Here is a 19273-nt window from a genome sequence, read left to right as displayed (position 1 = left end):
ACTTCCCGTGCCCTTGTCCGTTTCCGTACAGCGTATATAATTTAGCCAGGCACTAACCAAACGAAGGCACCAGATTTTGCCGCCGAGCGTCCAGAAACGCCGCGAAAAACAAAAGGCCGAACTGCGCTCCGAACTGCTCGAAGCCGCGCACAAGCTTGTCCAGGAAGAAGGCTATGAGGGCCTGACCATCCGCAAGCTGGCGAAGCGGGTCGGCTATGCGCCGATGTCGGTCTATTCCTATTTCGCCGACAAGCAGGACATCCTGTTTGCACTTGCCGAAGACGCCTTCGAGACGCTTGCCCGCCGCATCGAGGGGCACTCGTCAGATGATCCGATCGAAGCCCTGCAGGCGGTGATGACTGAATATGCAGCTTTCGGCCTCGGCAATCCCAATGAATACCGCACCGTTTTCATGACCGAAAAGACCACGCCACCGGAAGGCCGGAGTTTTGAAGAAATGCACGAGGCCAACCCGGCGATGAAGGCGCTGATCACGCGAGTCGAAGCCTGCGTCGCCGCCGGAAAATTGCAAGGCGATCCACGCGCCATCGCCACCATGCTGTGGGCGGTCGGCCACGGCACGATCTCGTTGCTGATCACCTTTCCCTTCTATCCCTTCGGCGACCCGCATGCCTTCGTGAAACGCATGTGCGATTTCCAACTGGCCGCACTCAGCACGCAGAACGTGCCGCCATTGACCGACACACCGGTCAACTGCTGAACGATATCTCCTTCGTTTCCACGCTTCCTCGCCACCTTTCGAACCGAGAGCAGATTCTTGGTTAACAAAAAATTTATCGTACGCGTACGATCCTGACTTGAACTTCGCGATCGGCGGTCGTATTTGTACGCCGTAACGTACATGTACGAAGAAATTTGACCGTCGAAAACGGAGACTGGCAATGAAAAAGACGCTCCTCACCCTCGCCGCCGTGCTGGCCCTTTCCGGCTCGGCCTTCGCCGCCGGTGCCACCCAGCCGGTCAAGCACCTGCCGGCCGCGACCTGCGTCGACACCAGGACCAATGTGAAGCTCGATTGCGCATCGACCGGCTCGGTCGAGAAGAAGGCCGCCACGGAAAACAAGGCCGAAGGCAAGGGCCCGCGCCTTGGCATCAGCATCAATCCCTGGATCGTGCCTAGCGCGTTCTAAGAGCAATTCCAGGAAGAGTGTGTAGCGGTTTTCCCGGGACAAGCGCGTAGCGCTTGCCTTTGGGAATTGCGTCCAAACAAAGAGTTACGCCGAAACGCACCTGGCCGGTACAAGCCGGTCGGGCGAGCATGTCAGCCGGTTGTAATCGGCAGCTTGGCAGCTGAACTCTCAAAGGCAGCGTCGATCAGCCTCTGCATGTCGGCGGCGCGCCGGAAGGACGGATCGCCGTTCTGCCGGCTATCCAGCGCATCGGCGAAGCGCTGGGCGTTGCGCTTGACATCCGGCAGGGCCAGCTCTCGCCAGAGCTGAACATCGACGTCCTCTCCCAGGCACGCCGACAGCCGCGCCGCCTTGCCATCGGTCTCGACCTTGAGCGCTCCTCTGGTGCCATGCAGCGCCAGCGACAAATCATTGCCATGGCCGGTTGTGTAGCGGCTCGCCATGATCGTCGCCAGCGTGCCGGATGTCAGCCGTGCCGTCATCGCCACACTGTCATTGGCGTCCAGCACATAGTCGCCGATCCGGTTGCCGTCGGCCTTCGGAAACGTCACCAGATCGGCGTGCAGGCTGACAATATCCTGGGCCGCGCCATAGGTGGCGAAGTCCAGGATGTGGATGCCGACATCGCCCAGAACCCCGGTTGAACCGTGCCGGCTCGACAGGCGCCACAGCCATTTGTCCTCGACGCGCCAGTCCCCCCAGGATTTGCTGACCAGCCAGCTCTGCTTGTAGCTCGCCTCGACATGGCGCAATTCGCCGATCGCGCCCGCCAACACCAGACGCCGTGCTTCCTGGATCGCCGGTGAATTGCGGTAGGTGAGATTGACCATGTTGACGAGGCCGGCGGCCTCGGCCGCTTCGGTCATGGCAAGCGCATCGGCATGGTTCGGTGCCAGCGGCTTTTCGCAAAAGACATGTTTTCCCGCGGCAAGCAGCGCCAGCGTCGTCGCCTTATGCACACCGTCCGGAGTGGCGTTGATGGCGGCGTCGAAATCGCCCCAGGCGATCGCCGCTTCAAGGCTCTCGAAAGAAACGCCGATCTCGTTGGCAGCGGCAAAGGCCGCCGCGCGGCCAGGCAGCTGATCGACACAGGCGACAATGCTGCAGCCAGGAACCTTTGCGAACTCTTCGATATGATGTCCGGCGATCCAGCCGGTGCCGAGCAAGAGCAGGCGATGCATCAGATCAGGTCCCCCATTAACTCAGGCCCCCCATTAACTCAGACCCTTGTCGCCATCGGCATGCAGGCGCAGGCCCTTCTGCTCGATCTTCTCCTTGGCCTTGTCCGTCGGCACGTTGGGCGCATTGGTGATGCCCGACCATGCGGGCGCCGGATTGTGCGCCCAGTGCACCGCATTACGCAGCACCTGCTGCACGCCCTCATTGTGATAGATCGGATAGGTCTCGTGGCCGGGCGAGAAATAGAAGATGCGGCCCGCGCCGCGCTGATAGGTCAGCCCGGACCGGAACACCTCGCCGCCCTCGTACCAGGAGATGAACACCGTCTCCAGCGGCTCCGGCACCGCGAACGGCTCGCCATACATTTCCGTTTCGCCGATCTCCAGGCATTCGCCGATGCCTTGCGCGATCGGGTGGCCGCGATTGATCGCCCAGACGCGCTCGCGTTCGCCCGCCTCGCGCCATTTCAGCGAACAGGGCGTGCCCATCAGCCGCTTGAAGATCTTCGAGTAATGGCCGGAATGCAGCACGATCAGCCCCATCCCTTCCCAGACCCGCTTCTGCACCCGCTCGACGATCTCGTCCTTGACCTCGCCATGCGCGGCATGCCCCCACCACAAAAGCACATCGGTGGCGGCGAGGCGCTTCTCGTTCAAACCGTGTTCGGGTTCCTGCAGAGTTGCGGTGGTGGCCTCGATGCCCTGGTCCTGGTTGAGCGCCGCGGCAATCGTGCCATGCATGGTCAGGGGATAGAGGTCGCGCACGGCGGCATTGGTCTGCTCATGGACGTTCTCGCCCCAGACGACAGCTTTTATCGGCATTTTTCCTCTCCAAAGCGCTTTGAATATCTCAACTGACGATGCCTTGGGAAGATGCCTTTCGACCAAATTGCTGAAAATCAGGGCTTGCGGGGTTTCCGCCCGGGAACGGTCTTGGCCTTGCCCGGCTTGGCTGGCGCGCCGGGGATCGCCGAACTGGTAATGGACACCGGATCGCTGGCCGGGAACGTGTCCTCGAGGCCTTCCTCGAGTTCCTGTTCGGCGCTTGGCGCTTCGTGTTGCTCATGCTCAAGCGAGCGGACGGCCGACGTCTTTTTCACCGGCGACTTCGGTGCGGACTTCGATGGCATCGGCATTTCTCCCTCGACCTGTTGCCGCACAACGGACGCGGACGGCAAACGTTCCGGGTCAGCCAGCCGCGTCGCGGGCTCCCTCGGACAGGAAAGTAAAGACATAGTCCGAGAAAGAACGCCAGCACTCGACCCGGAAGGCGTCCTCGGCCGTGCGCAACAGCACGATCTCGGCCTTGCCGAGAATGGTGCGCGAGGCCGCCCCCACCGGGAAGGCGTCGAGCGAAAGGTCTTGCGGGCAGCCCGAATTGATCGCGGCTTCGGCCGCCGCACCGGCGACGGATATCGCGACGTTGCGATGCGAGATGCCGACCGCCGAATGCAGCGCGGCAACCCCTGCGCAATCAGCGAGCGGGTCTTTGCCAGCCTCGTCGATGACAAGCCATTCGTCTGGGCCGAGCCACAGAGCGGTGCGGCCCGCCTTCGACACCGAGGTCTTCGGCTTCCTCGGCAAGGCCAGGCCAAGCGCCTTCGAAAGCGCCGCGACCGATGCCTCAGGCGCCCGCAGCGAGATACGCTCGGCCGGCGGCAGCACTTCAACCTTCACGCCGGCCCCCGATGTGGCGCGGCCGGCCAATGCCGGACGGCGGTCCACCGAAGGCGACGCGGCCGCAGCCGTCTTCTTTGCAGCAGCCTTAGCCATTGAGGCGGCCTCCCGTCTCGTCGAAGAACACCATGCCGGTAACCTCCACTTCGATCACCCCGTTCGGCATCGGCACATAGAGGGTGTCGCCCATCCGGTCGCGGCCGCCGGCGACCAGCGCCAGCGCGATCGAGCGGCCGCAATTCTGCGACCAGTAGCTGGAGGTGACATGGCCGATCATCTTCATCGGGATCGCCTGCTTGGGATCCTCGACGATCTGTGCGCCTTCCTCCAGCACCACCTTCGGGTCCTTGGTTTTCAGGCCGACCAGCTGCTTGCGCCCCTTGGCGACCAGATCCGGCCGCGCCATGCCCCTGATGCCGACGAAATCGGCCTTCTTCTTGCCGACCGCCCAGTCAAGACCGGCATCGTTCGGCGTCACCGTGCCGTCCGTATCCTGGCCGACGATGATGTAGCCCTTTTCGGCGCGCAGAACGTGCATCGCCTCGGTCCCGTAGGCGGCAGCGCCATGTTTCTGGCCCTCGGCCCACAGCGCTTCCCACACGGCCTGGCCGTAGTCGGCCGGCACGTTGACCTCGAAGCCGCGCTCGCCGGTGAACGACATGCGGAACAGCCTTGTCGGCACACCGCAGATCCTGCCTTCGCGCACCGACATATGCGGCAGCGCCTCATCCGACATGTCGATGCCTTCGACCAGCGGCGCGATGATGTCGCGCGACTTGGGACCCTGCACCGCGATGACAGCCCACTGCTCGGTGATCGAGGTCAGCCAGACATTCAGATGCGGGAACTCTGTCTGGAGATAGTCTTCCATATGGTTCATGACGCGCGGCGCCCCGCCCGTCGTCGTCGTCACATGGAAACGGTCAGGCGCCAGCCTGCCAACGACACCGTCATCATAGATGAAGCCGTCCTCGCGCAGCATGATGCCATAGCGGCAACGGCCGGGCTCCAGCTTCTCCCACGGATTGGTGTAGAGCAGTTCCATGAATTTGGCCGCGTCCGGCCCGACCACTTCGATCTTGCCGAGCGTCGAGGCATCGAACAGGCCCGCCGTCGTGCGAACCGCGACGCACTCGCGGTCGACCGCCGCATGCATGTCCTCGCCGGCCCTGGGAAAATACCAGGCACGCTTCCACTGGCCGACATCCTCGAACACAGCACCTTGCGCCTCGGCCCACGGATGCGTCGCCGTCCTGCGCGTCGGGTCGAACAGCGGACCGCGCGCATGGCTGACGATCGCGCCGAAGGTGACCGGCGTATAGGGCGCGCGGAAGGTGGTCAGGCCGACTTCGGGGATCGGCTTGCCCAGCGTCTCGGCGGCAATCGCAAGCCCATGCATGTTGGAGGTCTTGCCCTGGTCGGTCGCCATGCCGTTGGTGGTGAAGCGCTTGACGTGCTCGATCGAGCGCATGCCTTCATGCACCGCCTGGCGGATGTCCTTGGCGGTGACGTCGTTCTGGAAATCGACGAACGCCTTGACCGTCGTGTCCGGGCCGGCGCCGGGTGCCGCACCCAGCATGCCGCGCGACCAGCTTTCCGAGGCGTCGACCTTCGGCTTCGTGCCCTTGCCCGCCTTGGCGCTGGAATCCTTCGCGCCGGCATCCCTGGCCGCCTTGGCGCCGGCCGCATAGGCCTCGTCAACCGTTGCCGAGAGGCCGTCGGTGCCATTGCAGGCGCCGACCGAGACGCAGTCCTGCGCATAGGTGCCCGGCACGAAGCGCTTGGTCTCGTCGTTGAAGGCGACCTTGCCGCGCGACTGCGAGAACAGATGCACCGACGGCGTCCAGCCGGCCGACATCAGGATCGCGTCGACAGGAATGGTACGTTCGCCGCCGCCATTCTTCGGCTGTACGGTCATCGAGGATACACGCAATTTGCCGCCCGCGCGGATCACAGCGCGGCCGAAATTGATCTCGATGCCGAGCGCCCTCGCCTCGTCGATCACCGGGCCTGTCGGGTTGTCGCGCAGATCGACGATCGCCGCGACATTGACGCCGGCCTTCTTCAGGTCGATCGCCGCCGCGTAAGCGGAATCATTGGCGGTGTAGACGCCGACATTCCTGCCGACCGCCACGCCATACTGGTTGAGGAAGGTCCGCGCCGCGCCCGCCAGCATGATGCCGGGCCGGTCATTGTTGGCGAACACCATGTGGCGCTCGATGGCGCCCGAGGCCAGTACAACACGCTTGGCACGCACCTGCCACAGCCGCTCACGCGGCAGATCATGGCCGGGGGCCTTCAGATGATCGCTGACGCGCTCGACCAGGCCGACGAAATTCTGCGCGTAGTAGCCAAAGGCCGTCGTGCGCGAGAGCACGCGGACATTGTCCATGGCGGCGAGCTTCGCCACCGTCGCTTGAGCCCAGGCGAAACCGTTCTGTCCGTCGATCTTCGCGCCGGTCTCGAAACGCAGGCTGCCGCCGAACTCAGCCTGCTCGTCGGCGAGGATGACGCGCACGCCGGTTTCGGCCGCGGCCAATGCCGCCGCGATGCCGGCGGCACCACCGCCCAGCACCAGCACGTCGCAATGCGCGTAGCGCGAGGAATAATGGTCGGGATCAGGCTTGTCCGGAGACACACCAAGGCCGGCGGCTTCGCGGATCTTGGGCTCGTAAAGGCTCTTCCAGGCCGCTTTCGGCCACATGAAGGTCTTGTAGTAGAAGCCGGCCGAAAACATCGGCGACGCCAAATCGTTGACCGCGCCGACGTCGAAGGACAGCGACGGCCAGCGGTTCTGCGAGTTGGCGGCGAGCCCGTCATAGAGTTCCTGGACGGTAGCGCGAACATTCGGCGTCTTGCGCGCATCGTCCCGTACGATCTGCACCAGCGCGTTAGGCTCTTCAGCGCCGGCGGACAGGAAGCCGCGCGGGCGGTGATATTTGAACGAGCGGCCGACCAGATGCACGCCATTGGCAAGCAGTGCGGACGCCAGCGTATCCCCCTCGATGCCGGTATGGGACTGGCCGTCGAAGCTGAACCGCACGGTCTTGGCCTGGCTGAGGCGACCGGCGCCCGGAATGCGGAACGCGCCGCTCATTTGGCAACCACTTCGTTGGAGTTTTTGGGCAGCTTGGCGGGTTTGGGTTCGCCGGCCTTGTAAGTCATGAGGAACTTGTCGGTGACGGTGTCGCGCACGGCATTGAAGAAGCGCGCGCAGCCATGCATGTGCCGCCAGCGCTCATAGATGATGCCCTTGGGGTTCGAGCGGATGAAGAAGAACTTCTCGAAGTCGTCGTCGCTCTCGCCGGCAATGTTGGCCGAGCGCGCTATATGCGCCTCGCCGGCGTTGCGGAATTCGAGTTCCGGGCGCTCTTCCTCGCAATAGGGGCAGCGGATGAGAAGCATTCTGTTCGTTCCTACAATTCGCCGTGGCCGACGCGGGCGCCGGGGGGTTGGTCACAAAGCTTCTGGCCCATGGTCACGAACGGCGCGACAAGCCGCAGCCGCTCCTCGACATCAGAGGAATTGCGGAACAGGGCGCGGTTGGCCATGTTGCCAAGCGTCAGTTGCACCGGGTCGGTCGTGACGATGACGCCACGCGGTTTGAAATCCTCGTCTTCATCCAGGCCCTTCGGCCGGCCTTCAAAGAACATCACCACTTTCTGGCCGGCGCTCCACACACAGGCAAGCGTTCCCTCATCAACCGAAAACGGCCATCCCGCCTCGTTGCCTGCGCATGTGATCGGCTGCAGCCGCACCTCTTCCGCCGACGGCAAATGGAACATGCCCTGTTCCCCCGCCAGCATCAGCGGCATCGCGACAGCCATTTCGGCCATCATCATCAGTGCGCCACAGCCGCCGCAGCCGCCTCGTCGATGAGCCGGCCAGTGCGGAAGCGTTCGATGGTGAAGGGCGCGTTGATCGGATGCGGATCGTCCCTGGCGATGGTGTGGGCAAAGACATGGCCCGAACCAGGTGTCGCCTTGAAGCCGCCCGTGCCCCAGCCGCAATTGACATAGAGGCCGGGCACCGGCGTCTTGGCCAGGATCGGCGAGCGGTCGGGCGTCACGTCGACAATGCCGCCCCAGGAGCGCAGCATCTTCATGCGCGTGAAGATCGGGAACATCTCGCAGATGGCGTCCAGCGTGTGCTGCAAGATGTGCAGGCCGCCGGTCTGCGAATAGGAGACGTACTGGTCGGTGCCGGCGCCGATCACCAGCTCGCCCTTGTCGGACTGCGAGATATAGGCGTGCACCGTGTTCGACATCACCACGCAAGGCACGACCGGCTTGACCGGCTCGGAAACCAGCGCCTGCAGCGGATAGCTTTCCAGCGGCATGCGCACGCCGGCCATGTTCATGATGACCGAGGAATGGCCCGCGGCCACCACGCCGACCTTCTTGGCGCCGATGAAGCCTCGCGTCGTGTCGACACCCATGACCGCGCCATTCGGCGCGCGCTTGACGCCGGTGACCTCACAATTCTGGATGATGTGGACGCCGCGCGCCGAGGCGCCGCGCGCATAGCCCCAGGCAACGGCGTCGTGGCGCGCCGTGCCGCCGCGGCGCTGCAGGGCAGCCCCGACGACCGGGTAGCGTGCGTCCTTCGAGATGTTGAGCGGCGGGCAGAATTCCTGCGCCTGCTCCGGTGTCAGCCACTCATTGTCGATGCCGTTCAGCCGGTTGGCATGGACATGGCGCTTCAGCACCTGGATGTCGTGCACATTGTGGGCGAGCATCATGACGCCCCGCGCCGAATACATGACGTTGTAGTTGAGCTCCTGGGAAAGCCCATCCCACAGCTTCAGCGCATGGTCGTAAATCCCGGCGCTCTCGTCATAGAGATAGTTGGAGCGGATGATGGTGGTGTTGCGGCCGGTATTGCCGCCGCCGAGCCAGCCCTTTTCCAGCACCGCGACATTGGTGATGCCGTGCACCGTGGCGAGGTAATAGGCGGTGGCCAGGCCGTGGCCGCCGGCGCCGACGATGATGACGTCGTATTCCTTCTTGGGCTCAGGCGAGGACCATTGTTCCTCCCAGCCCTTGTGGCCGCGCATGGCCTCGCGGGCGATGGCGAATACCGAATATTTTTTCAACGTCCCAGCCTCGCGCCAACAGATCTCGCGGATTGCAGCCGGGCTTTTGTTTGGCCCGGCGCGCGAGGTGTATCACTAGCGAAACAGCGCTTCCACCCTTGCGCTGTTTGCGACGGCGCTTGCCGTTTTGCGCCACGCCGAAAAAGACCGGGGGCGTCGCAACCAATGCAAAGCACGAACCTATGCGGAAGAGGCACGTTTTCTAGACAAGGTAGAAGACCAAACCGCATAGATCGGCGTCAGTTGGATACGATATGAGGCTGCCGCGATCTCCCTGACTTCGACGTCATGCGACGCTTCAGCCATCGCCAAGAACTGCTCGTCAACCACAGAGCGCGGTCTGGCGGCGACGGCCGCACCAAAGCGCCGCACGAGGGGGTTCGGGTGATCGAGCAACCATCGCACTGTCGTGGTAGTCGCGGTGAGGTACTGGCCGTGAGCCTTAGCCAGGATTGGGAATGCTGAATCTGGGCAGAGTTCGGCGGCATTCTCCACTGCCAGGCGTAGCTGCCATCGCTCTGCAAGGCGGATGAACTGCGCTACCTTCCATCGGACGCCGAACACCTCATCGTCCAGCCTGAGCATCACGCGGCCGAGAATGGCTCCATCGGCCGGTGTCGTGCAGCCCAACAGCGCCTCTATCGCGTCGAACCTGATCCGTACAATTTCGCTGTCGAGCAGATCGGCGATCTCCCCAACAACGCAATTCATGCTGAAGCTGGGGCTAATTTCGGCCACCAAGTAGGCGGCGGCGGCCTGCGTATGAAGGTTGTCGGACGTCAGCAGCGGCCGAAGGTTTTCGAGCGGAAAGCCTTTTTCAAATGCCGATTGAAGAGCGAACGTCAACTCGCTGTCGCCCTCGAAGCCGGGGGCCAGCAACTTGCTCATTATGTCTTGGGGGGTCATTGAAATGGGTGGCGCGTCCACCCGCAAGGTTGAATGGCGACTTGGTAGCCCGGTGTCCATCCGGCGTCAAGAATCTTCGCCGATGCCTTCGCAGGTATCGGGTGGCTCGCGCCGCCCTAGGCTGCGATCAACATCCCGATTGCCGGCAAGATCGGCACGAAACAGGGATGCCAAAAAGATGCTCGCACTCGCCAACAAGATCGCCATCGTCACCGGTGCCAGCTCCGGCATCGGCCGCGCCACCGCGAAACTCTTCGCCGAGGAAGGGGCGAAGCTTGTCGTCTCCGCCCGCCGTCAAGCCGAGCTCGACACGCTGGTCGCCGAGATATCGGATGCGGAGGGCACGGCCGCCGCCCTTGCCGGCGACGTCAGGGACGAAGCCTATGCGAAGGCTCTTGTCGATCTGGCGGTCGAAAGCTTCGGCGGTCTGGACATTGCCTTCAACAATGCCGGCGCCGTCGGCCTGATGGCGCCGCTGCCCGACATGATGCCGGCGGCATGGCACGAGACGATGGACATCAACCTGACCAGCGCCTTTCTCGGAGCGAAGTACCAGATACCGGCGATGCTGGAGCGCGGCGGCGGCTCGCTGATCTTCACCTCGAGCTTTGTCGGCTACACCGCCGGCATGCCGGGCATGGCCGCCTACGCCGCAGCCAAGGCCGGCCTGATCGGCCTGACACAGGTTCTGGCCGCCGAATACGGCCCGAAAGGCCTGCGCGTTAACGCCTTGCTGCCGGGCGGCACCGACACGCCAGGCGCGACGACGACGACACCCGAGGCCCGCGCTTTCGTCGAAGGCATCCATGCCTTGAAACGCATGGCGCAGCCTGAGGAGATTGCCCGTTCGGCGCTTTATCTCGCCTCCGACGCCTCGAGCTTCACCACGGGAACCGCGCTGTTTGCCGATGGCGGCGTCTCGATCAACCGGACGTGAAGGTTTTTTGCAGGCAACAGGCCGGTTCGCCGCTTTGACGCAGGCAGCCGGTCTTGCTTTTTCCGCGTGATTTGGCGATTCCGTTTTGGTGTCGAAACGGGTCCCGAAACCATGATGCTGATCCGAACCTATGTCGCCGCGAGCGCAATCGAGGGCGTCGGCATGTTTGCCGCCGAGCCGATCCGGAAAGGCGCCTCGATTTGGCGGCTCGACCCGGATTTCGACCGGCTGATCCCGATGGACAAATACGAGGCCGCGCCCCAGCCTCTGAAGGAATTGCTCGACCGCTACGCCTATCCGAGCCCGGATCGGCCGGGTTTCATGGTCTATGAGGTCGACAATGGCCGCTTTATGAACCATTCGGCGACGCCGAACACCGATTTTTCGCAATATGGCGGCGCCACCGCGACGCGCGACATTGCCGCCGGCGAGGAGATCACCTGCGACTACGGCGAATTCTTCCAGGATTTCGAACGGCTGCACCTGGCCACGGCGTAGTCGGCGCCCTATCTCGCGCCTACCGTGGCAATTTGGCTGTTGTCCTGCATTTCGACTGTGGACAGCGCGGCTTGATTCTGCTATCAGCCGCCACAATTCGTGGTGTCGACCGCCGCGGAGGCTAGTGGCTATGGCCGCTTGCCTGTTGATATCAAACCCGAAAGACAGGATTGCCCGTGCAGGTACTCGTCCGCGACAATAACGTTGATCAGGCGCTTCGCGCGCTCAAGAAGAAGATGCAGCGCGAAGGCATTTTCCGCGAAATGAAGATGCGCGGTCACTACGAGAAGCCTTCCGAGAAGCGCGCCCGTGAAAAGGCCGAGGCCGTTCGCCGCGCCCGCAAGCTGGCTCGCAAGCGCGCTCAGCGCGAAGGCCTGCTGCCGATGACCCCGCGTCCCGTTCCCGCCGGTGGTGCTGCTGGTGCAGCGCGTCCGCCGCGCTGATTATCGCCAATATTTCGTCCTTTTCGAAGGATACTGAGGTGGCGCGATGCGGAATCGCCGCCACCTTTTTGTTTAGAGCGACTCGCGCCCATCTGGGCGCACAAATCACGCTCTGACAGTTTATGACATTGTGACCCGGCCCGGAGGGGGGAACCGGACCTGAACGACGGCGCAAGTGAGGACAGGGCAGACATGAACGCAACGAGCGTGGAGCGCGGGACCGCATTGCGTGGTTTCGCCCTGACAGCGGCCCTGCTTTCCGGATTGGTGCTTGCCGGCTGCCAGACATCGGGCCCGACCGGCGAGTTCAACAACATCGACAAGGCGCAAGGATCGAGCGAGAATATCTCCTCGCTGTCGGCGGTGATCCAGCGCAATCCCCAGGATCCGGAAGGCTATAACGTCCGTGGTTCGGCCTATGGCCGCGGCGGCCAATACCAGGCGGCGCTCAAGGACTTCAACCAGGCCATCCAACTCAACCCGAATTTCTACCAGGCCTATTCCAACCGGGCTCTCATCCAGCGCTTCCTCGGCAACCAGGAAGCCGCTCTCGCCGACTACAACCGATCGATCCAGATCAACGGCAGTTATGATGCCGCCTATATCGGCCGCGGCAATCTCTACCGCAAGGCGGGCCGGACCCAGGATGCCTTCAACGACTTCCAGAAAGCGATCCAGCTCGACACGACGGACGCCCGCGCCTACCACAATCGCGGCCTGATCTATCAGAGTCAGGGCCAGCACAAATTCGCCATCGAGGACTTCTCGACCGCCATCTCGCTGGCGCCGGATGCGGCAGAGCCCTACAACGGCCGTGGCCTCTCCTATCTGGCGACGGGCGACGAGGACAATGCCTTCTCCGACTTCAACATGGCCATCAAGCTCGACGGCAAGAACGCCGAGGCCTGGGCCAATCAGGCGCTGATCTACGAGCGGCGCGGCGACAAGGCCAAGGCGGCGAAATCCTATCGCGAGGCCGTGCGCCTCGACCCCACCTATCAGCCGGCCAAGGATGGCCTCGCCCGGGTCAGCTGACCTCGACTTAGACGGATCCGATATTAAAGCGCCATCCCGCGTGTCCAAAAGGACACGCGGCGCTGAAGATCGCCCGCAATCCGGCAACCGTGCATTAACCCCTGCGGCAGACCGTTAACCCTTGCCTTGTTCGCGCCAAGTTTTCAGCGGAACGGTCTGGCCATTCAAGCCGTTATTTCCAAGCGATTTGCGAAAGGACCCTCCCATGATCAAGAAACTCGTCTGCGCCGCTGCCCTTGCAACGACCGTGTTCGCTGCCGCCCCGGCCAGCGCCGGCAGGCTGCAGCTCGGCACGCTCGACTGCACCATCGACGGCGGCACCGCCTATATCGTCGCCTCCAACAAGGGCGTGTCCTGCGTCTTCCGTCCCTATCATCACGGACCGTCGGAGATTTACACCGGCGTCATCTCCAAGATCGGTGTCGATCTCGGCCAGACACATCAGGGCCAGCTCGTCTGGGCGGTTTTTGCCGCAACCCGCGACCGCGATGCGGGCGATCTTGCCGGCAGCTATTACGGAGTCAACGCCGAGGCGAGCGTCGTTACCGGCGGCGGCGCCAATCTGCTGGTTGGCGGCTTCGACAGCGCCTTCATGCTGGAGCCGCTCAGCGTCCAGGCGCAGACCGGCGTCAATCTCGCCGTGGCTGTGACCTCGCTTCAGCTGATCCACTCGCTCAAGTGATCGCAAGGAGCTACGCGCTCCTCTCTACCTTGCGGCGCGGAACCATATAGGATGGTTCCGCGCCGTTTGATTTTGAGGGGAACGCCATGTCGAAGACAGCCGCTGCCGTGATTGCACTCGTGCTCGGCGCCACACAGACGCAGGCGCAGGACCGCGGCATCGAACTCGGTACCCTTGAATGCGCCATAGGTGGCGGCACCGGCTTCATCTTCGGTTCGTCCAAGGACCTCAGCTGCACCTTCACCCCGACCGACAAGACCTTCGCGCCGGAGGCCTATTTCGGCGCGGTCAACAAATACGGCCTCGACATCGGCACGACAAAGCAGGCGGTGATGCGCTGGCTGGTGCTGACGCCGCTGAAGAACATCTACGCGCCCGGTGCGCTGGCGGGCGACTATATCGGCGCCAGCGCGGAGGTCACGGCTGCCGTCGGAGCCGGCGCCAATCTTTTGGTCGGCGGCTCTTCGCGGGCTTTCACGCTCCAGCCACTCAGCCTGCAGACCCAGACAGGCGTCAATCTCGCCATCGGCGTCAGCCAGTTCCAGCTGCGCAGCACCGAGAACTGACCTCTTGAAAAAACCGCTTGTCCTCAACCGCGGTTGAGGTCCTACAAGCCCACCCCGACCGGACCGGCACCTCGATAGGCACGCTATCCGGCGCTATGGCCGCGCATGGTCCTGCCGGAAAGCCTTGCTGGCTTCTGGTGCCGTACGCCGCGATCGAGATATGCAGAGCATAGGGTGGATATGACTGAAATCAGCACAAACAGGGTCGACTGGCGCGCATTATGGGCGAGCGGCGACCTGGCGCGCTTCTGCTTCATCAGCCTCGGCATCCTGCTGCACGCCACCAATGAGACGATGGTGGCGACCGTCATGCCGGCCATGGTCGGTGAAATGGCCGGCGTACAGCTCGTCGGCTGGTCGCTGGCGGTCTACGAGCTCGGTGCCATCGTCGCCGGCGCCGCGGCCGGACGGCTGGTGAGCTATGTGGCGCTGCGCACCAACATGGTGGTCGCGGCCCTGCTCTACGCGGCCGGCGCACTGATCTGCGCCACCTCGCCTTCCATGCAATTGTTCCTCGCCGGCCGCCTGATCGAAGGACTTGGCGGCGGCGCGCTGGTGTCGCTGGCTTTCGTCTCGGTCGAGCGGCTGTTTTCGCGCGCCATCTGGCCGCAGCTTTTCGGCATCATGTCGGCGATCTGGGGCGTCGCCGCCTTCAGCGGCCCGTTGCTGGGCGCGATCATGACCGAGCTCCTGTCGTGGCGCTGGGCCTTCGGCGTCTTCACCTTCGGCGGCACCGCCATGGCTCTGGCCAGCTTCCTCGTTCTGAACACCCCGGAGGCGAAGCGACCCATCGCCGGCGCGGGCAAGGCACCCCCCTTCCCGTTCGCCGCGCTTGGCTGTCTTGCCGTCGCCGTGGTGCTGATCGCCTCGGCCGGCGTCGATATCGCGCTGCTGCGCTCCTCGCTGCTGATCGTGCTGGGCCTGGCCGGCCTGGCGCTGTTCTTCTTCGTCGATGCGCTGAAGCCGCGCTCGCGGCTTTTCCCGGCGCGACTGTTCTCGTGGCGGACGCCGGTGGGCGCGGGCATGACCATGGTCGCCGCCTTTTCCGTCGCGACCTGTTCCTTCGGCGTCTACGGACCGCTGCTTTTGACCAGCCTGCACGACATTCCGCTGCTGACCACCGGCTACATCATCGCCGCCGAATCGATCGCCTGGTCGATCCTGTCGATCCTTGTCGCCAACGCCCCGCCACAGCGCGAGCGCCTGATCATTGTCTGCGGCGCATTGATGATCGCGGCGGGCATCGCCGGCTTCGCCTATACGATACCGCTGGGCTCGATCCCGCTGATCCTGATATGCGCCCTGTTGCAAGGCGGCGGCTTCGGCATCGCCTGGCCGTTCCTGACCCGCGTCATCGTCGCCTCCGCTCCGGACGACGAACAGACCATCGCCTCGGCCGCGGTGCCGACCATGCAGCGCATCGGTTACGCCGTGGGCGCCGCCCTTGCCGGCATCGTCGCCAATGCCAGCGGTTTTTCGCAAGGATTGAACCACGACGCGGCAGCCAACGTCGCGAGCTGGCTGTTCCTCGCCTTCGTGCCGCTCGGCGTCCTCGGTTGCGTCGCTGCCTTGCGGACATCCACGGCCGCAAACCGGCCGCTGGAAGCCACCGGCTGACGCAGATTCAATCGATGAGGCTGTCTCAGTCGACACGCAACCGGTAGCCGACACCGGTCTCGGTGGTGATGTGGTGCGGCTGGTCGGGGGTCTTCTCGATCTTCTGCCTGAGCTGCCTGACATAGACCCTGAGATATTGCACGTCGGTCGAGTCGCCCCAGATCTGCTTCAGGATGAAATGATGGGTCAGCACCTTGCCGGCATGCTGCACCAGGATGCGCAGTATGTCGTATTCCTTCGGCGAGAGTTTTATCTCCTTGCCTTCGACCTTGACGATGCGCTTGACCAGATCGACGCTGAGGTCGCCGCTCTGGAAGACAGGCTTCTCGCCCTGCTGCTGGAACTTGTGCCGCAGCGCCACGCGGATGCGCGCCACCAGTTCGTTCATGCCGAACGGCTTGGTGACATAATCGTCGGCGCCGAGTTCGAGCGCATTGACGATGCCGGCCTCGTCGGTGCGGCTGGAGAGGATGACGACGGGAATGTCGAGGCCGTCGTCACGCCATTTGCGCAGGAGCTCATGGCCACTCATGCCGGGCAGGCCGAGGTCGAGCAGCACCAGGTCCGGCTTTTCCTGTTCCATCAGCTCGATCGCCGCCTTGGCGTTCGGCGCCTCGCTGACCGCATAGCCCTGGCTGCCGAGGCCAACGCGCAGCAGTTTGCGGATCGGCGGCTCGTCATCGACAACCAGTATCCTGACATTCGAGTTGGTCATCACGGCTGATCCACGCTGGTCTCTTCGCCACGATTGTCGGCATCGCGTACTTCCGCCGGCACCGGCATCCTGATGGTGAAAGCGGCACCGGGACGGTCGGTCCGGTTCGCGGCCGAGATCGTGCCACCCATCGATTCGACGAAGCCACGACAGATCGATAGGCCAAGCCCGGTGCCGGCGCGCACCTGGTCACCCTTGCGCACCCGATAAAAAGTGTCGAAGACGCGTTCCAGGTCCTGCGCCGGGATGCCCGGTCCCTCATCCATGATCTGCACGATGACGGACCCATTGTCTGCCCATCCCCGCACGCGGATTGTCGAGCCGGGCGGGGAATATTTCGAAGCATTGTCGAGAAGATTGAACAGAACCTGTTCGAACAGCACGGGATCGAGCTTCAGCATCGGCAGATCGGATGGAATATCGACCTCGATCTTGTGTTCGCTGGTGATCTTGCGGGCGCGGTTGAGCGCCGTGCCGGCGATATCGCCGACATAATGGAGAGCGTAATTCGGCTCCATCGCACCGGATTCGATCTTGGTCATGTCAAGCAGGTTGGCGATGAAGCGGTTCAGCCGCTCCGATTCGTCGATCACCGTCGACAGAAGCTCCGCCCGGTCCTGCTCGGGCAGATCGGGCGCGAATTCCTTGAGCGTGCCGGCCGCCCCCATGATGGCTGAGAGCGGCGTTTTCAGATCATGCGAAATCGAAGTCAGCAAAGCCGAGCGCAGCCGGTCGGCTTCGGCGGCGAGCTTGGCGCGATCGACATCGGCGACGAGCTGGATGCGTTCGATCGCCACCGCCGCCTGATCAGCCAGCGCGTCGAGCAGGCGCTGTTGCTCGGGCGTCAGCAGCGGGCCCTGCTTGTCATTGTCGAGGCCGACGACACCGATCGCGGTGCGCCCCGTGCGCAAGGGGAGGTAGAGGCGCTTGGCGCCAGGCAGCGTGTCGGCGCCGCGCCCGGCGGCACGGTTGTGCTCCCAGGCCCAGCGGGCAGCCGCAATGTCGGCCTCGGCCAGCGTGTCGTCGGGCGGATAGCCGGCCTTGACGGTGATGGTGCCGTCTTCGGGCAGAAGCAACACCACCCGCAGCTTGAGCATCGAGGCGATCTGGAAAGCGGTTGCCCACAGGACGTCGTCGAGCGTGCCGGCACCGGCGAGCTTCTTGGAAAAGAGGTAGATGTCCTCGGTGGCCCGCGCACGCGAGCGGGCGGCGACGGCCTGGCGCTGCACGCGCGCCGTCAGATTGCTGGCGATTACGGCAACAACCAGGAAGACCGCAAGTGCGACAATGCTTTCCGGATCCCGGATCGTCAGCGTGTAGCGCGGCTCCAGGAAAAAATAGTTGAAGGCAAGGGCGCTGGCGAGACACGCGTACAAAGCCGGCCACAGCCCGCCGGTGACCGCCGATGCCAGCACGGCAATGAGAAAGATGATCGCGAGATTGCGCACGTCGAGAAACTGGTCGAGCAGGGCGGCGAAGGCGAGCGAGCCGGCAACATAGGCCGTAGCCTTCAGATAGGGCCAGATCTGGAACTGCTGCTGCTCGTCCACCGTCCGGAGGCTTCTCGACGTCGCCTCGGTATTGCGCTCGGTCCCTGAAATGACATGGACGCTGATATCGCCGGCATTGCGGATGAGATCATAGGTGAGTGAGCCCTCGATCAGTTCGCGCCAACGCGACCGCGTCGGCCTGCCCACCACGATATGGGTGAAATTGTTCGCCGTCGCGTGGCGCACAATGTCCTGCGCGACATTCTGGCCCGGAATGGTCGTCACCTCGGCGCCAAGCTGCTCGGCAAGGCGCAGGAGCGTGGCGAGCCGGTCCTTGTCTTCCTCGGACATGCCGGCCGAGCGAGGCGTATCGACATGAAGCGCCGTCCATGGCGCACGAAGCCGGTCGGCCAGCCTGCGTGCGTAGCGAATGCGGGCCGCGCCGCCCGGTCTTGCGTCGACGCAGACGAGCACCCTCTCCCCCGCGGCCCAGGGACCTTGGATGGCATGGGACTGCATGTGATTGAGCAATTGCTCGTCGACACGCTGGGCCGTGCGGCGCAGCGCCAGTTCCCGCAGTGCCGTCAGATTGCCTGACGAGAAATAATTCTCGACGGCGCGCTGCGCGGTGTTGGGGAAATAGACCTTGCCCTCCTCCAGCCGCTTGATCAGGTCGTCGGGCGTCAGATCGATGATTTCGACGTCATCGGCCTGGTCGATGATGGAATCGGGAACCGTTTCACGCACCCTGACCCGCGTGATCTGCGCCACGACATCATTCAGGCTTTCGACATGCTGGATGTTGAGCGTCGTGTAGACGTCGATGCCTCGCGCCAGGATCTCCTGGACGTCGAGGTAGCGCTTGGGGTGACGGCTGCCGGGCGCGTTGGTATGGGCGAGTTCATCGACGAGAACCAGCGCCGGGCGTCGCGCGAGGATGGCGTCGATATCCATCTCGTCGAGCATGCGCCCCTTGTAGTCGACCTTGCGGCGGGGGATGACTTCGTAGCCCTCGACCAGGGCCTGTGTTTCCTTGCGGCCGTGTGTCTCGACGACGCCGATCACCACATCGATGCCGTCGGCCAGCCTGGCGCGGCCCGACATCAGCATTTCGTAGGTCTTGCCGACACCCGGGGCTGCACCAAGGAATATCCGCAGACGGCCGCGCCCCTCCCGCTCGGCATGCTCGAGCAGCGCGTCGGGGGAAGGTCTGTTTTCGTTGCTTCGGTCTTCCGGCATCGGGATCAATCATGGAGAGGCCCGGGGATGCTGTCGATCCCCGG

The 19273-nt window shown here is 63.7% G+C and carries 20 protein-coding genes; 9 read left to right on the top strand and 11 right to left on the bottom strand.

Features of this window, described 5'->3' with window-relative positions:
- Nucleotides 1-76 precede the first annotated feature (76 nt).
- A complete protein-coding gene (locus tag EB231_RS09930; RefSeq protein WP_172348649.1) occupies nt 77-721 on the top strand; it encodes a TetR/AcrR family transcriptional regulator in 645 nt (214 codons plus the stop codon).
- A gap of 181 nt (nt 722-902) precedes the next feature.
- Nucleotides 903-1151, top strand: a complete 249-nt coding sequence (locus EB231_RS09925; protein WP_172348648.1) for a DUF680 domain-containing protein — start codon at nt 903-905, stop codon at nt 1149-1151.
- A 131-nt stretch (nt 1152-1282) separates the two neighbouring features.
- Here the strand turns inward: EB231_RS09925 and EB231_RS09920 are convergent, their stop codons facing one another.
- The 9 genes from EB231_RS09920 to EB231_RS09880 form a co-directional block, all read right to left on the bottom strand.
- On the bottom strand, nt 1283-2332 hold the full coding sequence (locus EB231_RS09920; RefSeq protein WP_172348647.1) for a Gfo/Idh/MocA family protein: 1050 nt from the start codon (nt 2330-2332) through the stop codon (nt 1283-1285).
- A gap of 33 nt (nt 2333-2365) precedes the next feature.
- Nucleotides 2366-3151 (bottom strand): ThuA domain-containing protein, encoded by a 786-nt coding sequence (locus EB231_RS09915; protein WP_172348646.1) that lies wholly within the window; start codon nt 3149-3151, stop codon nt 2366-2368.
- A 77-nt stretch (nt 3152-3228) separates the two neighbouring features.
- Nucleotides 3229-3459, bottom strand: a complete 231-nt coding sequence (locus EB231_RS09910; protein ID WP_172348645.1) for a hypothetical protein — start codon at nt 3457-3459, stop codon at nt 3229-3231.
- A gap of 58 nt (nt 3460-3517) precedes the next feature.
- A complete protein-coding gene (locus EB231_RS09905; protein WP_172348644.1) occupies nt 3518-4102 on the bottom strand; it encodes a sarcosine oxidase subunit gamma in 585 nt (194 codons plus the stop codon).
- Nucleotides 4095-7103 (bottom strand): sarcosine oxidase subunit alpha, encoded by a 3009-nt coding sequence (locus tag EB231_RS09900; RefSeq protein WP_172348643.1) that lies wholly within the window; start codon nt 7101-7103, stop codon nt 4095-4097. The genes EB231_RS09905 and EB231_RS09900 overlap by 8 nt, the downstream gene beginning before the upstream one ends.
- Entirely contained in the window at nt 7100-7411 is a 312-nt protein-coding gene (locus EB231_RS09895) for a sarcosine oxidase subunit delta (RefSeq protein WP_172348642.1), read from the bottom strand. Before EB231_RS09895 ends, EB231_RS09900 begins: the two co-directional genes overlap by 4 nt.
- Nucleotides 7412-7422: 11 nt before the next feature.
- Complete coding sequence (locus tag EB231_RS09890) at nt 7423-7845, bottom strand: hypothetical protein (RefSeq protein ID WP_172352856.1); 423 nt, start codon at nt 7843-7845, stop codon at nt 7423-7425.
- A 2-nt stretch (nt 7846-7847) separates the two neighbouring features.
- The gene (locus tag EB231_RS09885; RefSeq protein ID WP_172348641.1) at nt 7848-9101 is read right to left on the bottom strand and encodes a sarcosine oxidase subunit beta; all 1254 of its coding nucleotides are present in this window, start codon (nt 9099-9101) and stop codon (nt 7848-7850) included.
- 180 nt (nt 9102-9281) lie between these two features.
- Nucleotides 9282-9989, bottom strand: a complete 708-nt coding sequence (locus EB231_RS09880; protein WP_172348640.1) for a hypothetical protein — start codon at nt 9987-9989, stop codon at nt 9282-9284.
- Between the two features lie 196 nt (nt 9990-10185).
- Between EB231_RS09880 and EB231_RS09875 the strand changes: the two genes are divergently transcribed.
- The 7 genes from EB231_RS09875 to EB231_RS09845 all read left to right on the top strand — a co-directional run bounded on the left by EB231_RS09875 (nt 10186) and on the right by EB231_RS09845 (nt 15785).
- A complete protein-coding gene (locus EB231_RS09875) occupies nt 10186-10944 on the top strand; it encodes an SDR family oxidoreductase (protein WP_172348639.1) in 759 nt (252 codons plus the stop codon).
- A 111-nt stretch (nt 10945-11055) separates the two neighbouring features.
- Nucleotides 11056-11442, top strand: a complete 387-nt coding sequence (locus tag EB231_RS09870) for an SET domain-containing protein (RefSeq protein WP_172348638.1) — start codon at nt 11056-11058, stop codon at nt 11440-11442.
- Between the two features lie 176 nt (nt 11443-11618).
- The gene (gene rpsU, locus EB231_RS09865) at nt 11619-11885 is read left to right on the top strand and encodes a 30S ribosomal protein S21 (protein WP_027056687.1); all 267 of its coding nucleotides are present in this window, start codon (nt 11619-11621) and stop codon (nt 11883-11885) included.
- Between the two features lie 192 nt (nt 11886-12077).
- Nucleotides 12078-12920: a tetratricopeptide repeat protein gene (locus EB231_RS09860; protein WP_172348637.1), complete on the top strand. Its 843-nt coding sequence runs from the start codon at nt 12078-12080 to the stop codon at nt 12918-12920.
- A gap of 205 nt (nt 12921-13125) precedes the next feature.
- Nucleotides 13126-13602, top strand: a complete 477-nt coding sequence (locus EB231_RS09855) for a DUF992 domain-containing protein (protein ID WP_172348636.1) — start codon at nt 13126-13128, stop codon at nt 13600-13602.
- A gap of 86 nt (nt 13603-13688) precedes the next feature.
- Nucleotides 13689-14168, top strand: a complete 480-nt coding sequence (locus tag EB231_RS09850; RefSeq protein ID WP_172348635.1) for a DUF992 domain-containing protein — start codon at nt 13689-13691, stop codon at nt 14166-14168.
- 180 nt (nt 14169-14348) lie between these two features.
- A complete protein-coding gene (locus tag EB231_RS09845; protein ID WP_172348634.1) occupies nt 14349-15785 on the top strand; it encodes an MFS transporter in 1437 nt (478 codons plus the stop codon).
- 25 nt (nt 15786-15810) lie between these two features.
- On the opposite strand, the gene EB231_RS09840 is transcribed toward EB231_RS09845, so the two are convergent.
- Both EB231_RS09840 and EB231_RS09835 read right to left on the bottom strand, forming a co-directional pair.
- Nucleotides 15811-16500 carry a response regulator transcription factor gene (locus EB231_RS09840; protein ID WP_172348633.1) on the bottom strand — a complete coding sequence of 230 codons (690 nt, stop codon included), beginning with the start codon at nt 16498-16500 and terminating at the stop codon, nt 15811-15813.
- Nucleotides 16500-19229: a sensor histidine kinase gene (locus tag EB231_RS09835; protein WP_172348632.1), complete on the bottom strand. Its 2730-nt coding sequence runs from the start codon at nt 19227-19229 to the stop codon at nt 16500-16502. Before EB231_RS09835 ends, EB231_RS09840 begins: the two co-directional genes overlap by 1 nt.
- Between the last annotated feature and the right edge of the window lie 44 nt (nt 19230-19273).

The organism is Mesorhizobium sp. NZP2298 (genome assembly GCF_013170825.1).
In the GTDB taxonomy this organism is placed as follows: Bacteria; Pseudomonadota; Alphaproteobacteria; order Rhizobiales; family Rhizobiaceae; genus Mesorhizobium.
Note: the sequence above shows the minus strand (reverse complement) of the source record. Positions and strands in the feature narration are given on the sequence as shown.